The organism is Chitinophagales bacterium, from assembly GCA_020636495.1.
In the GTDB taxonomy this organism is placed as follows: Bacteria; Bacteroidota; Bacteroidia; order Chitinophagales; family Chitinophagaceae; genus UBA5543.
In genome coordinates this window covers 173,122-190,735 of sequence record JACJXQ010000008.1, presented here as the reverse complement: position 1 = coordinate 190,735, position 17,614 = coordinate 173,122, and the positions used below count along the sequence as shown (strand labels likewise).

18 protein-coding genes are annotated in these 17,614 nt (G+C 40.2%); 11 read left to right on the top strand and 7 right to left on the bottom strand.

The features are described from left to right. The first annotated feature begins 89 nt into the window (after window positions 1–89). The 6 genes from H6550_00905 (at window position 90) to H6550_00880 (ending at window position 5,033) form a co-directional block, all read left to right on the top strand. Window positions 90–1,253, top strand: coding sequence for a homogentisate 1,2-dioxygenase (locus H6550_00905; GenBank protein ID MCB9044673.1), 1,164 nt, complete (start codon window positions 90–92; stop codon window positions 1,251–1,253). 30 nt (window positions 1,254–1,283) lie between these two features. After that, a complete protein-coding gene (hppD, locus tag H6550_00900) occupies window positions 1,284–2,441 on the top strand; it encodes a 4-hydroxyphenylpyruvate dioxygenase (protein MCB9044672.1) in 1,158 nt (385 codons plus the stop codon). Between the two features lie 147 nt (window positions 2,442–2,588). After that, window positions 2,589–3,275 (top strand): Fe2+-dependent dioxygenase, encoded by a 687-nt coding sequence (locus tag H6550_00895; protein MCB9044671.1) that lies wholly within the window; start codon window positions 2,589–2,591, stop codon window positions 3,273–3,275. A 15-nt stretch (window positions 3,276–3,290) separates the two neighbouring features. Next, window positions 3,291–3,998 (top strand): aspartyl/asparaginyl beta-hydroxylase domain-containing protein, encoded by a 708-nt coding sequence (locus H6550_00890; GenBank protein MCB9044670.1) that lies wholly within the window; start codon window positions 3,291–3,293, stop codon window positions 3,996–3,998. A 7-nt stretch (window positions 3,999–4,005) separates the two neighbouring features. Beyond that, window positions 4,006–4,521, top strand: a complete 516-nt coding sequence (locus tag H6550_00885) for a hypothetical protein (protein ID MCB9044669.1) — start codon at window positions 4,006–4,008, stop codon at window positions 4,519–4,521. Window positions 4,522–4,541: 20 nt separating this feature from the next. Then, complete coding sequence (locus H6550_00880; GenBank protein ID MCB9044668.1) at window positions 4,542–5,033, top strand: hypothetical protein; 492 nt, start codon at window positions 4,542–4,544, stop codon at window positions 5,031–5,033. A gap of 1 nt (window position 5,034) precedes the next feature. Here the strand turns inward: H6550_00880 and H6550_00875 are convergent, their stop codons facing one another. Genes H6550_00875 through H6550_00860 form a run of 4 tightly spaced genes read right to left on the bottom strand, consistent with a single transcriptional unit; the run spans window position 5,035 to window position 7,671 of the window. Further along, a complete protein-coding gene (locus H6550_00875) occupies window positions 5,035–5,691 on the bottom strand; it encodes a response regulator transcription factor (GenBank protein ID MCB9044667.1) in 657 nt (218 codons plus the stop codon). Further along, on the bottom strand, window positions 5,684–6,466 hold the full coding sequence (locus tag H6550_00870; protein ID MCB9044666.1) for a hypothetical protein: 783 nt from the start codon (window positions 6,464–6,466) through the stop codon (window positions 5,684–5,686). The genes H6550_00875 and H6550_00870 overlap by 8 nt, the downstream gene beginning before the upstream one ends. Then, complete coding sequence (locus H6550_00865) at window positions 6,456–7,115, bottom strand: hypothetical protein (protein MCB9044665.1); 660 nt, start codon at window positions 7,113–7,115, stop codon at window positions 6,456–6,458. The genes H6550_00870 and H6550_00865 overlap by 11 nt, the downstream gene beginning before the upstream one ends. 7 nt (window positions 7,116–7,122) lie before the next feature. Then, window positions 7,123–7,671 carry a hypothetical protein gene (locus tag H6550_00860; protein ID MCB9044664.1) on the bottom strand — a complete coding sequence of 183 codons (549 nt, stop codon included), beginning with the start codon at window positions 7,669–7,671 and terminating at the stop codon, window positions 7,123–7,125. Between the two features lie 249 nt (window positions 7,672–7,920). Between H6550_00860 and H6550_00855 the strand changes: the two genes are divergently transcribed. Next, window positions 7,921–8,454, top strand: a complete 534-nt coding sequence (locus tag H6550_00855) for a hypothetical protein (GenBank protein ID MCB9044663.1) — start codon at window positions 7,921–7,923, stop codon at window positions 8,452–8,454. Window positions 8,455–8,522: 68 nt separating this feature from the next. Here the strand turns inward: H6550_00855 and H6550_00850 are convergent, their stop codons facing one another. Beyond that, entirely contained in the window at window positions 8,523–9,029 is a 507-nt protein-coding gene (locus H6550_00850; protein MCB9044662.1) for a hypothetical protein, read from the bottom strand. Between the two features lie 147 nt (window positions 9,030–9,176). Here H6550_00850 and H6550_00845 point away from each other — a divergent pair, with 147 nt between their 5' ends. Next, window positions 9,177–11,309, top strand: a complete 2,133-nt coding sequence (locus tag H6550_00845; protein MCB9044661.1) for a tetratricopeptide repeat protein — start codon at window positions 9,177–9,179, stop codon at window positions 11,307–11,309. Between the two features lie 49 nt (window positions 11,310–11,358). On the opposite strand, the gene H6550_00840 is transcribed toward H6550_00845, so the two are convergent. Continuing rightward, window positions 11,359–13,200 (bottom strand): agmatine deiminase family protein, encoded by a 1,842-nt coding sequence (locus H6550_00840; GenBank protein ID MCB9044660.1) that lies wholly within the window; start codon window positions 13,198–13,200, stop codon window positions 11,359–11,361. A 106-nt stretch (window positions 13,201–13,306) separates the two neighbouring features. On the opposite strand from H6550_00840, the gene H6550_00835 reads away from it, so the two are divergent. Together H6550_00835 and H6550_00830 are read left to right on the top strand one after the other, a co-directional pair. Further along, window positions 13,307–13,819 carry a hypothetical protein gene (locus H6550_00835; GenBank protein ID MCB9044659.1) on the top strand — a complete coding sequence of 171 codons (513 nt, stop codon included), beginning with the start codon at window positions 13,307–13,309 and terminating at the stop codon, window positions 13,817–13,819. Next, complete coding sequence (locus H6550_00830; GenBank protein ID MCB9044658.1) at window positions 13,816–14,727, top strand: amidinotransferase; 912 nt, start codon at window positions 13,816–13,818, stop codon at window positions 14,725–14,727. Before H6550_00835 ends, H6550_00830 begins: the two co-directional genes overlap by 4 nt. Here the strand turns inward: H6550_00830 and H6550_00825 are convergent. Then, entirely contained in the window at window positions 14,724–16,043 is a 1,320-nt protein-coding gene (locus tag H6550_00825; GenBank protein MCB9044657.1) for a deoxyribodipyrimidine photo-lyase, read from the bottom strand. The two genes, H6550_00830 and H6550_00825, sit on opposite strands and share 4 nt — an antisense overlap. A gap of 73 nt (window positions 16,044–16,116) precedes the next feature. Between H6550_00825 and H6550_00820 the strand changes: the two genes are divergently transcribed. Further along, window positions 16,117–17,577 carry a glycosyltransferase family 39 protein gene (locus tag H6550_00820; protein ID MCB9044656.1) on the top strand — a complete coding sequence of 487 codons (1,461 nt, stop codon included), beginning with the start codon at window positions 16,117–16,119 and terminating at the stop codon, window positions 17,575–17,577. The last annotated feature ends 37 nt before the right edge of the window (window positions 17,578–17,614 follow it).

The following is a 17,614-nucleotide window of genomic DNA, read 5'->3' as shown; positions in this document are numbered from 1 at the left end:
TTATGAGTTTTGTCATCATATACAGTGACTAAAGTCATGTAATATGCTTGAAAACTGTCATAGCATTGCCCAAACATTTAGTATAAGCGATGCCTTTTTATCATTCTCTAGGTAACATTCCTGACAAAAGACACGTAGTGTTTCGCGATGGCGAAGGTAAATTGCTCCAGGAAGAGTTAGTAGGAACGCAGGGTTTTTCCAGTCTTTCTTCGTTGGTATATCATATATATCCGCCAACATGTGTTAAGCAAAAGGGTGCGCCGTATTCCGTTAAGCCGGAAATAGCCCTGGACAATAGCCTCAATGCCATGAGTTTCCTGGGAGCAGATATTCCGTCCGTCAACGATTATTTAGAAAGTCGTAAAACATTGCTTGTAAACAGCAGTCTGCATATAGGACTTGCAGCCCCTAAAAAGTCTACCCCGTATTTTTTTAAAAATGCTGATGCAGATGAATTGTTGTTTATTCACGAGGGTAGCGGCATATTACACACCATGTATGGTCAGTTGCCATTTAAATACGGCGACTATATTGTGATTCCGCGAGGTACGGTTTATAAAATTGATTTTGACAGTGAGCAGAACAAAATATTGTATGTAGAGTCATTTGCCCCAATATACACACCCAAACGTTACCGCAACGACTTCGGGCAAATGCAGGAGCACTCTCCGTTTTGTGAACGTGATATAAAGCGCCCGCAGAATCTTGAGACTAATGATGAAAAGGGAGAGTTTGATATACTTATAAAGAAAAAAGGAATGATATTTCCTTATGTGTATTTATATCATCCCTTTGATGTTGTGGGTTGGGATGGTTATCATTATCCATATACTTTTTCAATTTTCAACTTTGAGCCTTTGACAGGCCGTATACACATGCCACCACCTATACATCAGAGTTTTGAGAGTGCTGGGTTTGTGGTATGCTCATTCGTACCTCGTTTATATGACTATCATCCCGATGCAATCCCGGCTCCATATCATCACAGTAATATTGACTCAGATGAAATACTTTATTACGTCGATGGTGATTTTATGAGCAGGAACAACATTAAAAAGGGACAAATAACACTTCATCCCGGGGGAATACCGCACGGTCCTCACCCCGGAGCTATTGAAAGGAGTATCGGGCAAAAAGAGACGAAAGAGCTAGCCGTGATGATAGATCCTTTCCAGCCGATGATGATTACCAAGGAAGCCATGAATATAGAAGTCAGAGATTACTATAGATCATGGTTGCCTGAAGAAGCATAATATTCTTAAGGAACATAAAAACTTTCAAATATGGACACATCAACATTAAAAGAAGCCACCAACTACAACTACGGGCTTGAGAAAATATTTGATAAAGCTCAGGATTTTCTGCCGATAAATGGCACTGACTATGTGGAATTATATGTGGGTAATGCCAAACAGGCTGCACATTTTTATAAAACCGCTTTTGGTTTTGAATCGTTTGCATATGCAGGGCTTGAAACAGGATTGCGTGACAGGGTATCGTATGTACTGAAACAGGATAAGATAAAACTAATACTTACAACTCCGTTAAGGTCTGACAATCCGGTATCTGAACATATAAAGAAACATGGTGATGGCATAAAGGTTATTGCCTTGTGGGTAGATGACGCACGCAAAGCTTATGAGGAAACTACTAAACGTGGTGCGGTATCATATTTTGAACCGGTAGTAGAAAAAGATGAACATGGTGAAGTAATGCGGGCTGGTATACATACTTATGGTGAAACAGTACACATATTTGTAGAACGCAAAAATTACAATGGTGTTTTCCTCCCTGGTTTTGTGAAATGGGAATCTGAGTATAATCCCGGCACAATGGGGTTGAAATATATCGACCACATGGTAGGAAATGTAGAGCTGGGGGGGATGAACAAATGGGCTGAGTTTTATGCTAACGTAATGGGTTTTGCCAACCTGGTAACCTTTGATGATAAAGATATCTCGACTCAATACACTGCGCTTATGAGTAAGGTGATGACCAATGGTAATGGTCGTATCAAGTTCCCGATAAATGAGCCGGCTGCCGGTTTGAAAAAGTCGCAGATAGAAGAATACCTGGATTTTTATGAAGGCCCGGGTTGCCAGCATATAGCAGTGGCTACTGATGATATTGTATTTACAGTATCAGAAATGAGGAGAAGAGGTGTTGAGTTTTTACATGTTCCTGGTACGTATTACGATACAGTGGCAGACAGGGTAGGTGATATAGCAGAAGATTTGAAGATACTTAAAGAGTTAGGTATCATGGTCGATCGTGATGAGGAAGGCTACCTTTTGCAGATATTCACAAAACCTGTAGAAGACAGACCAACATTGTTCTTTGAGATCATTCAACGTAAAGGAGCCAAATCTTTCGGTAAAGGCAATTTCAAAGCGTTGTTCGAATCAATAGAAGCAGAACAGGCCCGCAGGGGTACACTTTAACCAAAGCACAATTTATTTCTTGTAAACAAAACAGGGCTTCGTAAATGAGGTCCTGTTTTTTTTGGGGGGTGGGTTGCCATAAAATCATCTACATAAATAAACGACTATATCAACTGAATTGCTATTTTTATCCAAAGTACAATCACTATGATACGAATGCAGTCATCCATATTAGAAATAAAGTCTTTGTTAGGTAATGAAGAACTCGAAAAGATAGACAAACTGCTCTCCGGTATTACTTTCGAAGATGGTAAGAAAACAGCCACCGGAGCTGCAAAAGAAGCAAAGACCAATTTACAGGCCCAGGGCAGTAACGCAAGGAGAGACATACAACAGCTCATTCTCGGAGCTATATCAAAAAATTCTTTGATTAGGGCGTCAGCTATGCCTAAAGCCGTGTTGCCACCTATTATCAGCAAGTATAATAATGGTATGAATTATGGCTGGCACACAGATAGCCCCATTATGACCATAGAATATACGATCCGGGTAGACTTGAGTATTACAGTGTTTTTGAGCGATCCCGCTACATATACAGGCGGGGAACTGGAAATTGAGATGCCTGGGGGTAATGTTTTGTATAAACTGAATAAAGGTGGTGCTATCATCTACCCCACAACAAAGTTGCATCGTGTAAGGCCTGTTACAGATGGTGAAAGGGTTGCGGCCGTTACCTGGATGCAGTCGTTAGTTAAGGATACTGCACAACGGGAGATACTTTTTCAATTACAGTCGCTGCAGGAAGCCATTGCAGCAAAAGACCTGAGCGGACCGGAAAATATTGCTTTGTTGCAGGTATATAGCAACCTGGTAAGAATGTGGACAGACTTGTAATAATTTAAGTAAGCTATGAAAACACTCATCAAATACGCAAAACTACCTTTTCATTTTGATACTACTTCCATGCTGCAGGATGTTTTAGCACTTGCTGAGGCATGGTTACCACACTATAATCAGAATGATTATTCAGGCGATTGGAAAGCCATACCATTACGCTCAATTAATGGCAGTATAACAAATGCCAGTGCTATTCAGGTAAATGCATCTTCATTTCGCGATACAGAACTGATGCAACTCTGTCCGCATATCAGGCATGCCATAGACATGTTCCAATGCGAGAAGACATCTGTTAGAGTGCTGAACCTGAGGCCAGGTGCGATAATAAATGAGCATATAGACCAAGGCCTGTGTTATGAAGAAGGAGAGATCCGAATTCATGTTCCACTCATTACAAATGAAAAGGTTGAATTTTACATTGAGGAAGAACCTGTATATCCGGAGGTGGGAGAGTGTTGGTACATGAACTTTAATCTGAAGCACAGATTAGCTAATTATGGAGTTACTGACAGGATACATCTTGTAGTCGATTGTGTTGTTAATGACTGGATACACAAATTGTTTACAACCTGCGATGAAGAGACGATGAAACGAATATCCGTACCGGAACAGTTTTCAAAAGATGAAAAGCTGATGATGATAAACGAATTGAAAAACATGGGTACGGATGCTGCCTTACAATTAGCAAAAGAAATGGAACAAAACATGGATGTTGAATAATACGAACATGGAACAGAATACTAATAATATTGAGCTGTTAAATAAAATAACTGAATTCATCAATTCAATTGGCATATCGTGCAAGCCGTCTTCTGTAAAAAGAGATTCATTTTTACCGGGAGTAGACATAATCAATGGTGGTATAGTATATGATGCTGATCAATTATTAAGTCCGGGGGACCTTCTGCATGAAGCGGGTCATATAGCGGTGCTAAAAGAACAGGATAGAAAAGATGTGACAAGTCCGGAGGTTTCCGGCGACCTGGATCCAGGAGGTGCTGAATTATCCGCGATTGCATGGAGCTGGGCGGCTCTTAAACACCTTGATATTGACCCGGAAGTAGTTTTTCACGATCAGGGATACAAAGGTGATGCTGATAATATTATCGACAACTTCAGAAGGGAACACTATTTTGGTGTAAGTATGTTGCAATGGTTTGGTATGACAAACGAGCGTCAGCACGATGGAACCGGAGGTGATATCCTTTATCCGGCAATGCAGTATTGGCTGCGCCAGAATTAAATAAGTACCTTTGCAGGTGCATGAGTGAGGAGAAGTTACTACAGAAGATCACAGGATTTATTAATGATATAGGGATACCTTGCGATAAGGGAATTGTGGACCAGTATACATTTGTACCGGGTATAGATATAGTAGAGGGACATATTGTGTATGATACGGTCATGCTGTTAACTCCTGGAGACCTGTTGCACGAAGCCGGACATATAGCGGTTCTTGAAGAAAATGAACGTATGGTTGTTACCAGTCCTGATGTAACCGGCGATTTAGGCAATGCCCAGGCTGAAATGGCAGCAATAGCCTGGAGCTGGGCTGCAGCCGAATACCTGGATATAGCACCTGAAGTTATTTTTCATGAAGATGGGTACCGTGGTGGCTCTGAAGTTATTATGAACAAGTTTCACAATGGAAACTACTTTGGCGTAGATACACTGGAAAGTTTCGGTATGACTGCGGAGCAAACCGGTGGAAATGAAAAATTTTTCCCTGAAATGGAACATTGGCTGAGACCATAAATTACGCATCTAGGGTAGAGATACCTGTTTTCAACGCATACATCACCAATCCTGTTCTCGATTTAATGTTCAGTTTGTAAAACAACTGATCACGATAACCATCAATAGTGCGATGACTGATACCCATTTCATCAGCTATTTCTTTGTAGGTCAGTTCTGAACAGCACAGTTTCAAAAATTGTATCTCCTTTTCGTTCAGCTGACTGCTGCTTACCTCTTTAGGTTGAGAGATGAGTTGGTGTAGTATTTTACCGGTTACCATTTCAGAGTGGTAGAACCCATTATTATATACTCCTTCAATAGCAGCTTTTAGCGCATCCGGTTGCGCATCTTTTAAAATATATCCTCCTGCACCTGCGCGTAGCATGCCTATAATATTGAACTCTGAGTCATATACAGATACAGCAATTATTTTAATGTCAGGCCAACGTTCTTTAATAGCCGCAGCTGTTTCAAACCCGTTCATTTGCGGCATATTAATGTCCAGCAGGCATACGTCGGGTAATACTTTCGCACTGGACAACCTGTTTATCAACTCTTGCCCATTAGGCAGACTATACAACACTTCCATATTATCAAAATCCTCTATCAACTCTTCTACGCCTTTGCGGAATAGATTATGGTCGTCTGCCAGTGCTATTTTAATAGTATTACCCATTTGTTTGGATGTTTATTGTAATAGTTGTGCCTTTATCCTGTTCTGAAGTTATACCCATACTCCCAAGCATTTTGGCTCTCAGTTGCATATTATGCAGCCCTAACCCTTTGCTACCTTTCATCAGTTCGGTATCAAACCCTTTCCCATCATCTGCAATTGAAATAATAAGTCCGTCTGTTTTGTACACTAAACTAATATTTATGTTTTGTGCTTTAGCATGTTTTATAGCATTATTTATTGATTCTTGTACAATCCGGAATGCCAGTAACTTCTTCTCACCTCCTATATCATAGGTTTGTCCCTTTACGGTCAGTTCTGCATGCATATCATCATCACGCACATAGTCCAGTTCCTTCTCCAGGCTTTCTTCAAGAGTAAGTTTAGATACTAGTCCACCATTGAGTATATGGCTGAGTGAACGCAAATCGTCCATAGTTTTGCTTAGCAGTTCGGTACTGGTATTCAATCCGGACAGTACATTTTCATCAGTCGTTTTACCTGCCGTTTTGTAGATTTTTATTTTCACCAGGCTCAGCATCTGGGCAATGTTATCATGTATCTCTTCAGATATGTATTTGAACGATTGCTCCTGCACTTCGATCTGTGTTTGCAGTACCTCATTCTGGTAGCGATGCTTCAACTCCAGCTTTTCGGTGATATGGCGCACTTGTCTTTTACGGTATTCAAAAAGGATTAGTATTATAAACAGCACAAAAACTAATAGTGTTAATGAACCGAAAATGAGAACGATGGCAACTTTGGTGCTAGTGATCATGATTTAATAAATTCCTGGAGTTATAGAATAAGGTTATACCAATGCCCAGGTACACAATAATATTAATAGTAAGATGAGTGTACGATACAATTTCGGTGTATGCCCAACCTTCTTTATACAATACAGCAATAAATGCCCAGAAAAAGAATGAAGTACTCCACAGTAATAGTAATAGCAAAGTAATGATGAAATGGCTGTTGCTAAAAAAGTTGCCTGTGATATTCTTTTTTACTAACCAATAGATATAATAAAGGGACATGGTTATAATAACAAAGCTTTCAAACATAAGCATGTTTGAATTAAGCGTATATATTGGCTGCAGAAAGTAGATATTCAGTATACCAATAGCAAAACTGGCAATCACAACCGCAAGTATGGATTGCTTATAAGACTTAGCTCTAATTGAGAAAATAAAAAACATGCATACTAAGATCAGTTCAATTATACTAAAGACATGATAGATAATATTCTTGATGCGGTAGGCGTCTAATCCTGATGAGATATATGATAAAGACTCTGCCAGAACAGTCAGATAAAGCAATATTGAAATACTACGTAATGCCTTATCCAACTGTTTGTATTTTAGCATTGAGACGATAGCTGCCACAACAATAACGACATAGTATATTGTAATAAGGGCTTCCTGCATCTATTTTCTATTGTGCTTTGTTTTTACCTCCGAGTATTGCTATTCTTTCTTCACATTTGGGACAAGGCAAAGTATGATCTAAAACGTAGTTATTATTGTCACTAGCTTTGTGAATCGCCTTTTCAACGTAAAAAGTGTCACCGTCGGTTCCAACAGAATCTACCGCACCAATAAATATTATTTTCAATTCATCAGTAGTGTTCTTTTGGGCTATGTAAACGTTCAACATTGTTACATTCGTGCTGTCATTTAAGTAATCTCTCAACATATTTGCATTAATCATAAAAGATGTTTTGGGAGCCAGATCCTTAAATGTTATTTTTGGGTCATCGGGACCGTTACAGGCGTTTGCCCTTGCAACCAAGGTGTCATGATACCGTTGTATTAATGTATCAGCTGCAGTTCTTGTCTCTGTAAAACTGTAATAACTAGGTTCTTCTCCCTCTTTTATAGTATTATCAGCAGAAGTTTTTGATGCATTTCCAGTTTCTTCGGCTTTTTGTTCGCAGGATGCCAGCATTAACAGTGCTAGTAATGCAATTAATGTTTGTTTCATAATAGTATATGTTTTTGAGTGAGCAACTAAAGTACTCATATGTTACGGATAATTATAAGGTGTTAATACTGCCATTATACCGTGAAAACACGGTGTAATTTCTTCGATATCAAAAAAAGGGTGTTTTCACTGTATTAGTAACAGTGATAAAACACCGTAAAACGGGTCATTCTACTCATAAATACCCTCTTTTCTCGTCTCATCTTTGCGTTATCAAAACGATCATTAAACATCTTAAAACATACAATTATGAAACGAGTATTTAAAAGTTCAGATTTTGCACACACAGATATGAATACTAATCAGTCATGCATATTCCCAAAGTTGCAGCGAGTTCAATCTGGCCATCGGGAAATCAATTCTTTTCAGATAAAACAAGCAATCATTTTTATTATCGCTATTTGCTGTACAACAGCTACTTATTCTCAACACTGTGCCTTTACTGATGTAGTCATACAGAAAAAAAACAACAGGGAGATACTTTCTTTCACAGCCCAAAAGAACGTGAATGTACAACACTACAGGGTAGAGGCTACCAATGATAATGAGCACTTTCATGTAATAACAACCATTGCACCCAAAGCAAACACGATCAGGCCTATTAAATATGATATGGACCTGGCGGGGCAGAATTATTCCTACTACAGGGTAGCTAAAGTAGAAATGAATGGCAATATGCCTTATTCAGATGTAGTAAACATACAAGCAATATTACCCGGTACAGACAAGGAATATCGTAAATCTCCTGTTATTATAAACAACACACCCATCGCAACCCGATAATATAGTGCAGTTAACTTCATGGTTTTTGTGATAAATGAGCTGACCCGTTTACAGTTTAGCTCATTTTCTTATTTTTTGCCGGGCATAGGCATAACATAGGTCAGCCTGATCTCAGAATCTTTTATCTTCTCAATATTGCGTGGTCCACTCACAGATTCAGGCGTTATTGTAAGAGTACCAACATCTATACCTAATGAACGGCAAAGATCTTTGTTGGTAAACGTGTAATCACCATCAAAGGCAAATAGTGGTCTGGGCTCACCGTCTGAATACAGGAAATACCTGTACAGGTAATCATGGTCAGCACTGCTCATCAACGATATATTGAACTGCATTGTGAGCGTATAAAAACCACTCGTCGGGTCTTCTGTCAATGTGAATTTAACAGGCACCTCGCCCGATTGTGTGCCAATTGAAGTAAGCATACAGACACCTTTACCTTCACATTCGCTTTGATTATTGGTTGGTCTGCCAAATTTTACGTTAGCAGATCCTACTCCCTCGGCACGTACTATAGCAGTGCAAAGAATTAACAGGCATGCACCAAGCAAGCCTTTATAAACTGACTTTATCATATGCTTTCGTTTGTTTATTAATTAACCCTTATATTAGTTTCATTCAAACAAAACAGTCCTTTAAATTTCTGCCTCAAATAGGCAATCAGTTGAACAAAATACAAATTAATTTTTAATTTTATACAATCTGCAAAATTTTACCCTTTTATGAGTGCCTCCTCATACCCTCGTTATTTATTGATAATAACTTTAGTGATTTACTGCACAGAGGTATCATTTGCAAAGGCCCAGGAACACATAGTCGATTCTCTGAAACACAAACTGGCAAAGACGCATTCAGATACTGCAAAAGCAGATGTGCTTATTGAGTTGGGCTACCGGGCTGTATGCGAACAGAGGTTAGATTACCTTGAAGATGCATTGGATATTTCACGCAAAGCTGAATACCAAAAGGGCATAATGAATGCCAGTTACAAAATTGGTTTTTATTATTCCGATTGTAGAAAGAACTACATAACTGCTATTGAATGGTCTGAAAAAAGCCTTGCATTAGCTCGTGCACAGAAAGACGTTCAATACCAGTTCAAAGCATATAATCAAATGGCTGATTGTTACAAAAACATGGCTGATTATGGCAAAGCACTGGCTTGTTACAAACATATTATCGACCTGGATATCGACAGGGATAATATCATACAAACATTAGGTAATACTGGCGTTGTGTACCAGGATATGGGCGAATATGCCAATGCACTGGATAATTATCAAAAAGCATACAATCTGCTGTACCAGGACATTGTAGAAGCTGATACACCAACTGTTTACGATACTCTTACATTGTTAGCTCTAAAATACCAGATAGCAAATATTTATTTTGCTATTCCTGACTATGAACGCGCAGAGGCAAGCTACAGGGAAGTTCAGGAATTGAACAGGAAGCTGCAGGCATTAGCCTTTAATATGCTGTCTAATTTGGGCATTGGTGATTGCTATCTTAATAAGAAGTTATATTCAAATGCAATTGCCAATTACAAAAATGCAGAGACGTTACTCAATAACTCCAGTGAAGCGACAGGAGACGAATACCTGGTACAGACATATTACAAATTGGGCGAGACATATTTGGGTATGCATAAGTTAGATTCTGCTGATTATTACGCCGGAAAGGCTTTCCAAATAGCAAGTGGTACGGGGGATAGTCCGCGGCTGCCTATACTACTACCTCGCGTTTATACTACTATGGGAAAGATATTCTCAGCCCGAAAAAAGTATGACGACGCTATCGGTTATCTGAAAAAGGCTGTAGCCCTGAGCAAAGAAACAGGTGCCATGGATATTGAAAGTACTGCTTTGCTCACCCTTAGCAGAACTTACGAAAAGATGAACCGTACTGCAGATGCCCTGCATACATACCAGCAACATATTGCATTAAGAGATAGTATGCTGAGTCGTAAAAAGATACAGGAGCTTACGCGAATTGATATGCAGGGATACTTCGACAGGCAACAGTTTGCTGATAGTATGAAAGTAGCCGAAGAAAAGAAGATAGCAAGACTGCAATTGCAAAGGCAGCGAATACTTACATATAGCGGGTTTGGTGCTATTTTACTCTTACTGCTACTGTCATTTTTCATTTTCCGTAGCTATCAGCATCAGAAGAAGGCCAATGTACTTATAAGTCATGCCCGCGATTCTATAAGCAGGGAAAAGCAGGTTTCAGAACAATTGTTACTCAATATATTACCCGAAGAGGTTGCTGACGAGTTAAAGCAAAACGGAAGAGTGAGTGCCCAGTTGTTTGATAATGTAACAGTCATGTTCACTGATTTTGTTGACTTTACGCTCGTCGGAGAACAGTTGTCTCCGCAAGAATTGGTGGCCGAACTGGATACTTGCTTCAAAGCGTTCGACCATATCATTGACAAATACGACATCGAAAAAATAAAAACAGTAGGGGATGCGTATCTTGCTGTATCAGGCCTGCCATTGCCGAATGCCAATCATGCAACAGAAATAATAGCTGCAGCCATAGAGATTGTAGCATATACTGAGGCACGGAAAAAAGAACTGGGTGAGCGCACATTCAGTGTCAGAGTCGGTATTAATTCGGGTAGTGTAGTAGCTGGCATAGTGGGAATGAAGAAATTTGCTTACGATATATGGAGTGATACGGTGAACATTGCTGCACGTATGGAGCAAACAGGTGCACCAGGCAGGATCAATATTTCTGAAGATACCTATCTGCTTGTGAAAGATCAATACATATGCACATACAGGGGCGAGATAGCTGCAAAAAATAAGGGTGAGCTCAAAATGTATTTTGTAGAGGGTAAAGCCTAAAAAAGGGTTACAATTTGTAACCCTTTTTTATATTCATATTTTTCTGATCCTATTGTTTCATCACACGTTTCGTGGTCAGCAATTTCCCGTCAGCTGTAATTTGAATGAAGTACATGCCTGCTGCTTTATCCGAAATGTCAAATTCCAGCTTGCTCATGCCATTACTCTTGCTCCCGAAATCCAATTCGGTGATACGTTTACCCATAACGTCTGTAATAATAGCTTGAACATTTCTTGTGCCATCAAAAATAACAGGTATCACGAAATTACCGATAGTGGGATTAGGAAATGGATTAAGTGCAAAGTTCCTGGCTTCATCCAGCTCAGCTATGCCATCAGGTACTTCAAAGTAAAATTTGTAATAACCACCATTGCTGGCTGTAATAGGTTTAGTAATAGTTTTGCCATTATTACTGGTAGAGGTTATATAATACTCTATAACGGTCTGTTTGCTCATCTGTGTAAAATTGTCTGTTATATCTCCTATACTATAACCTGAACTATCGGTAAGCGTTAGCGTATTCCAGTTTTGATTGCCCCGGATGCGCCACATACATTTTGTAGAGGCAATACCACTTTTATTAGTTGCTTTAGCAACTATATGGAATTTGTTTACCTGTGGTTGCTTATCCAGTACGGGTGGGTGCCAGATAGTTATCGGGTTTTCGGCCGGTATCTGCATGGTCACACAATGCACAGCACCGCCATATATTGTCAGTATACGTGCATCCAAAGGGATGATCTTGTAGCCGGGTGCTATTTGTTTGAAGAGGTTAATAGCAACCTGGTCTCCTGCTTTGTTACCACTTGCAGCGTCTGAGTAGGTAGGCATCAGGTAGGAGCCATTAACGGTAAGTCCGTTTACAAACGTACGCGCATCATTATCCAGCAGGTTACACAATGTTGTAATATTACCATCATCACGAGTTGGCATCGGAACTTTAAATATCCTGTAAGGCTGTCCGTATACTGATGTTTTCGTAGAGAGAGTGTTGATAACTCCATCAATGATCCCTTTGTCAGCGGCCGTAACAATTGATGGATATTCCATCACTGCAAATGTGTTCTCATCCATAAGTTTCATGAACATATCATTATGCCCGGTACCGCCATCGCACTTTAATGTTGGCGTTGTTATAACATCAGTGCTTGCCCAAACATATTTAATGCTGTCATTTACCTGTTGCGTTGTCCAGGCAGCATGTGCTGGTGTATATGGAGGACCGGAAGTGTTCACAGATTGTATCACATCACTGTGAAATGAACGATGGAAGCCATCTGTGATATAGTTGCCACCCTCTGCATAAAGGTTCGTTTTTACTTCCAGGTAACCCAGCTCATTGGCCAGGTAGCCCGGGAAAAGATTGTCATAATCCCTGCCGGGGTAATAATTCATATTCAGGAAACCTACATCATCATTGCTACCATAATAAAACCCGAGCGGGCCAAAGTCACGTATCCAGAAATCATCCGATACAGTTACAAAAAAACGATAGTTGGTAAGTGGTGTTCCATTAGATGACATAAAGTTTTTCACGGCGGTGGTATCAGCACCATTTTCCACACGTATCCATACCTGGCATTCCTGTTGTATTGCGTTAGCCATGGCAGCCCAGAGATCAGCATATTCCGAACTTATGTCTATTCCTCCAATGTCGTATATCCATGCCAGGGCTACTGCCTGCGATTCTTCAAACTCTCCCGGGAAGCGGGCATCAGTTGGCATTACAAAAGTTCCGGCAGTGGTTTTTTGTGTAGAAGCTGGTAAAGGTTTAGGATGTTGCTGCCGGTAGACAATTTCTTCCGGTGTGGGTTTTACGTGCCATCGTTGCGCAGACACAAAAGGTATGTAGGCGAATATCGCCAATAATAAGAAAGAGGTTTTACGCATATAATTATTTTACGTGAATATGTAAATTACGTCTTTTCTTAATCCGTTGCTTTCCACGGAATTTTTTTTTGCAAATTATTCAGGGTTTCCTGCTTAGTTTTGTCATATGAGCTGCTACCCATTATCTATATCCACATTTGCCTTTGTGTTGCTTTCGTTCGTGCCTCTTTCAGCACAACAAAAGTTGGCAATTACTTATTCCGGTAACAGCTATATCTTGTCAGGCAGTGGTGAAAATGGTAAGATCAACTGCATAATAAATTCAGGTACTTTCACGAAACGTCCGAAGGATGTAAAGCTGTACTTCTATACCCAAAATGATGTTCGTAATATTCCTATGGAATTGGTGAAGAACAGCAAGCCATTATGTCCCAAAAAAATAAGGCCCCGCAGGAATAGCAACGATATAATTGTTTTCAGCACATTGGCTGACGATATTTTTTTCACAACAGCTTCTAACAAAGGTTATAGCTGGAGGTGGAAAGGCCGGGCCAGGCCTCCATTGTCGCCGGTAGTACCCGTAAACGGGCAGGCCGTACATAAAGTTGAGTGCTGGTTTGTGCTCATGGCAGATAAACAGGTATATTCCTCAGACACGATTTCCATCACGGTACAATGACAGAGATAAAAGTTTACAAAGATTCCGTTCCTTTTTCAGTAGAAGAAATTGCGGACAGGCAGGAACCTGCCAGGGTGTTAATGTGCAGCCCTGATCATTTTGATATAGTTGACGTAAAGAATGTGCATATGCAGGGCAACATTGGTGTTACTGACAAAGAGCAAATGTGGGAACAATGGAATAGTTTGAAACAGGCTTATGACAACTTGCATTCTAAAGGAATTTTAGAAGAAGTATCGGTTATTCCCGGTGCTGAGGGCTGTGAGGATATGGTATTTTGTGCAAACCAGACTTTCCCGTGGAGGATGCATGATGGAACAGAGGTGGTAGTGATGAGCAGGATGCGTCACGAATCACGTCGCAGAGAGGTGCCGTACTTTGAAGCATTTTTTAAGGCAAAGGGTTTCACACCTCTACAATTTAAAAATGTTGAGATGTTTGAAGGTATGGGCGATGTCATACCACATCCGCACAAACGTTTATTGTATGGTGGATATGGACATCGTACAACGTCTGAGGCGTATGAAGAACTTTCGCAGATGTTACAAGCCCCTGTTGTCGCATTAGAACTGATCAACCCCAAATTCTATCACCTTGATACTTGTTTTGTGCCACTATCTGTAAACAGCGTTATGCTGTGCAAAGAAGCGTTTACAACTGACGGTCTTGAAATGGTGCAACAGCTATTTGAAAAGGTATATTATATACCTGAGCAGGAAGCTGAAGATTATTTTTCACTTAATGCGCACGCTTTTGAATCAAATGGGGAAAAAACAGCCATTTTACAAAAAGGAAGTACTGTGACAGTAAAGGCACTGAAGGCAGAAGGTTTCAATGTAATAGAAATAGAAACTTCAGAATTTATGAAGTCTGGCGGTAGTGTTTTTTGTTTGAAGATGATGTATTAGCGCATTTCTTTCATCTTATCTTTTAAAGCGGCTTTATATACCTCAAGACATCTTTTACGAGCGTGCTCATGATCCACAATTGGTTGAGGATAGCTGAAATCTTCAAACTCGGGCACCCATTTGCGTATGTATTTCAGCTCTGGGTCAAACTTCTTAGTTTGCAGGTAAGGGTTGAATATCCTGAAATAAGGAGCAGCATCGCAACCACAACCTGCCGCCCATTGCCACCCTCCGTTATTCGACGCCAGGTCATAGTCCAGTAACTTTTCAGCAAAATAGGCTTCACCCCAACGCCAGTCTATCAGCAGGTGTTTGGTCAGGAAGCTGGCAACTACCATGCGCACACGGTTGTGCATATAGCCGGTTGCGTTCAATTCTCTCATCCCGGCATCTACGATCGGGTATCCCGTTTCTCCTTTGCGCCATTTATCAAATTCAGTCTTATCATTTCTCCACTCTATTAGATCATATTCTTTTTTAAATGAGTTATTCACCACCTGTGGGAAATGACTGAGTATCATCTGGTAAAAGTCACGCCATATTAACTCATTCAGTAATTTTTCATTTAATGCAATGCTTTCCCTTACCAATTGTCGGATACTTATTGTGCCAAACCGAAGGTGTATACTCAACCTGGTGGTACCATGAACTGAAGGTATGTCGCGTGTAAGATGATAGTCGCGGGCAATGTATTCATCCAACTCCGGTGTCACAACTTCCGGTTCGTTCCAGCTAAACCCCATTTTCTCAAGTGGTAGAATAAGGCGAATATCTTGCCGGTAGTAGTTATAGTCATATTTTTCAGTAGGAAAGGACTTCTTGTAAAATGTATTCAGCTGTGCTTTCCATTTTTTACTGTACGGCGTATATACCGTATAGGGTTGGCCGTCATCTTTGGTTATTTCATCTTTTTCAAAAATAACATGGTCTTTGTAAGTATAGAAACTGATGCCTTTTTCAGTCAGCATATCGGCGATCAGGGTATCTCTCTTTATTGCATATGGCTCATAGTCGTGGTTGGTATATACGGTAGCAATATCATAAGTTGACATTAATTGCTGATAAGCCTCTTCCGGAGTAGCGTGTATTACATGCAAGGTGCTCCCCAGGGCATTTAGTTGGGTTTGCAGTTGCTCAATATATTGGTAGATAAAGCTTACACGTTTGTCAGCCCGGTCTTGTAACTCATTCAATATGTTTTTGTCAAATATGAATACCGGAACTACCGGGTGGTTGCTGCGTAATGCATGATATAAGCCGGCATTATCATTCAACCTTAAGTCGCGCCTGAACCAGAAAATATTTACTTTATCCATAAAGTTTACAATGTTAAAATAATAGAATAGTTTTAACGCCGGATATTGATATTTTGTTCACAGACTATATAATATGAACCTAAAAAACCTCTGGGGGGCATTAATAGTTTTACTCATAATTGCCTTACCTGTTTTCGGGCATTTGTCTGAGCTGGCTATACAAACCTGGGATGAGTCTCGCCTTGCCGTAAACGCGTTTGAAATGTTTAAGACCCGTAATTGGTGGGTAACAACATTTATGTGGCAGCCTGATATGTGGAATACAAAACCACCGCTGCTCATATGGTTGCAGGTAGCATCACTGAAAATTTTTGGTATAAATGAACTGGCAATACGTATCCCTTCTGCCATTGCCGCAGTTATCACATGTCTGTTCATGTATTGGTTCCTGGTGAAACGTTTTCAGAATAAACTATTGGCAATAGCCGCACCTGCTATTCTGATAGTGTCCGAGGGTTACACTCGTTTGCATGGCATCAGAACAGGCGATTATGACGCGCTGCTGACCATGTTTACCACCATGTACATATTGTATTTTTATCTCTATCTGAAAGAGTTTAAACCTCGATACCTGTTGCTGACAGCAGTAACATTAACGCTGGCTTGTCTTACAAAAGGGATACATGCGCTCATATTTATGCCGGCTTTGCTGGCTCTGGCCATATACTATAAAAGACTACCTAGAATACTTACTTCATGGGCTTTCTATACCGGGCTGGTATTCTTTATTGTTATCATACCGGGATATTACTTGCTGAGAGAATATCACAATCCGGGCTATTTAGCAGCGGTTGCCCAAAATGAGTTAGGCGGACGCTTTTTTGGCGTGCTGGAAAATCACCGCGAACCCGCTGAATTCTACTTTATGTGGCTATACCAGTCAGGAGCTATGTGGCTACTCTTATATGCCTGGGGTATGAATATGTCAGTACGGTCAAAAAGTGAGGAAATACGCAACCTGGCAGCCTATCTGACTGTAGCAGCCTTGTCGTTCCTGGTCATCATATCATTTGCGGAAACTAAATTGTTTTGGTACGTCATTCCGACCTATCCGCTTTTATCAATGCTGGCAGCAATTGCAGTGCATTCAATTTTCACACCTGTACCCAAACCCAAAGACAAGAAGTATATAATACTGGTCGTATCTGCTGTAATTGTTTATTTACTGGCCTATAATAACATATTGAATAATGTGCTGAAGCCACAGGTAAATAAATATGACCGTCTGAATGCAATAATCGAATATATCAAAGAAGGAATGGCAGGTAAGAGAGATATTAGGAAAGCCGGGATCGTATATGGTGAATACCAGCAGGACATAATTTGGTATGAACATGTATGCGATGGAATATCATACAAAAATTTTCAGGACTTCAAACAAGGTGAGCATGCCATTGTGCGTACTGACGAAGCTGCAGCCGTTATCAGGGATATGTATGACTGCGAGTTGGTACATGACCACTATGGGGTGAAAATATACGAGATTAATGGATGGAAGAAGAAGACTGAAACAGAAGCCGACACACTGAAGTAAACATTGGGCATAATCTAATATTTTGTATCATTGCGGG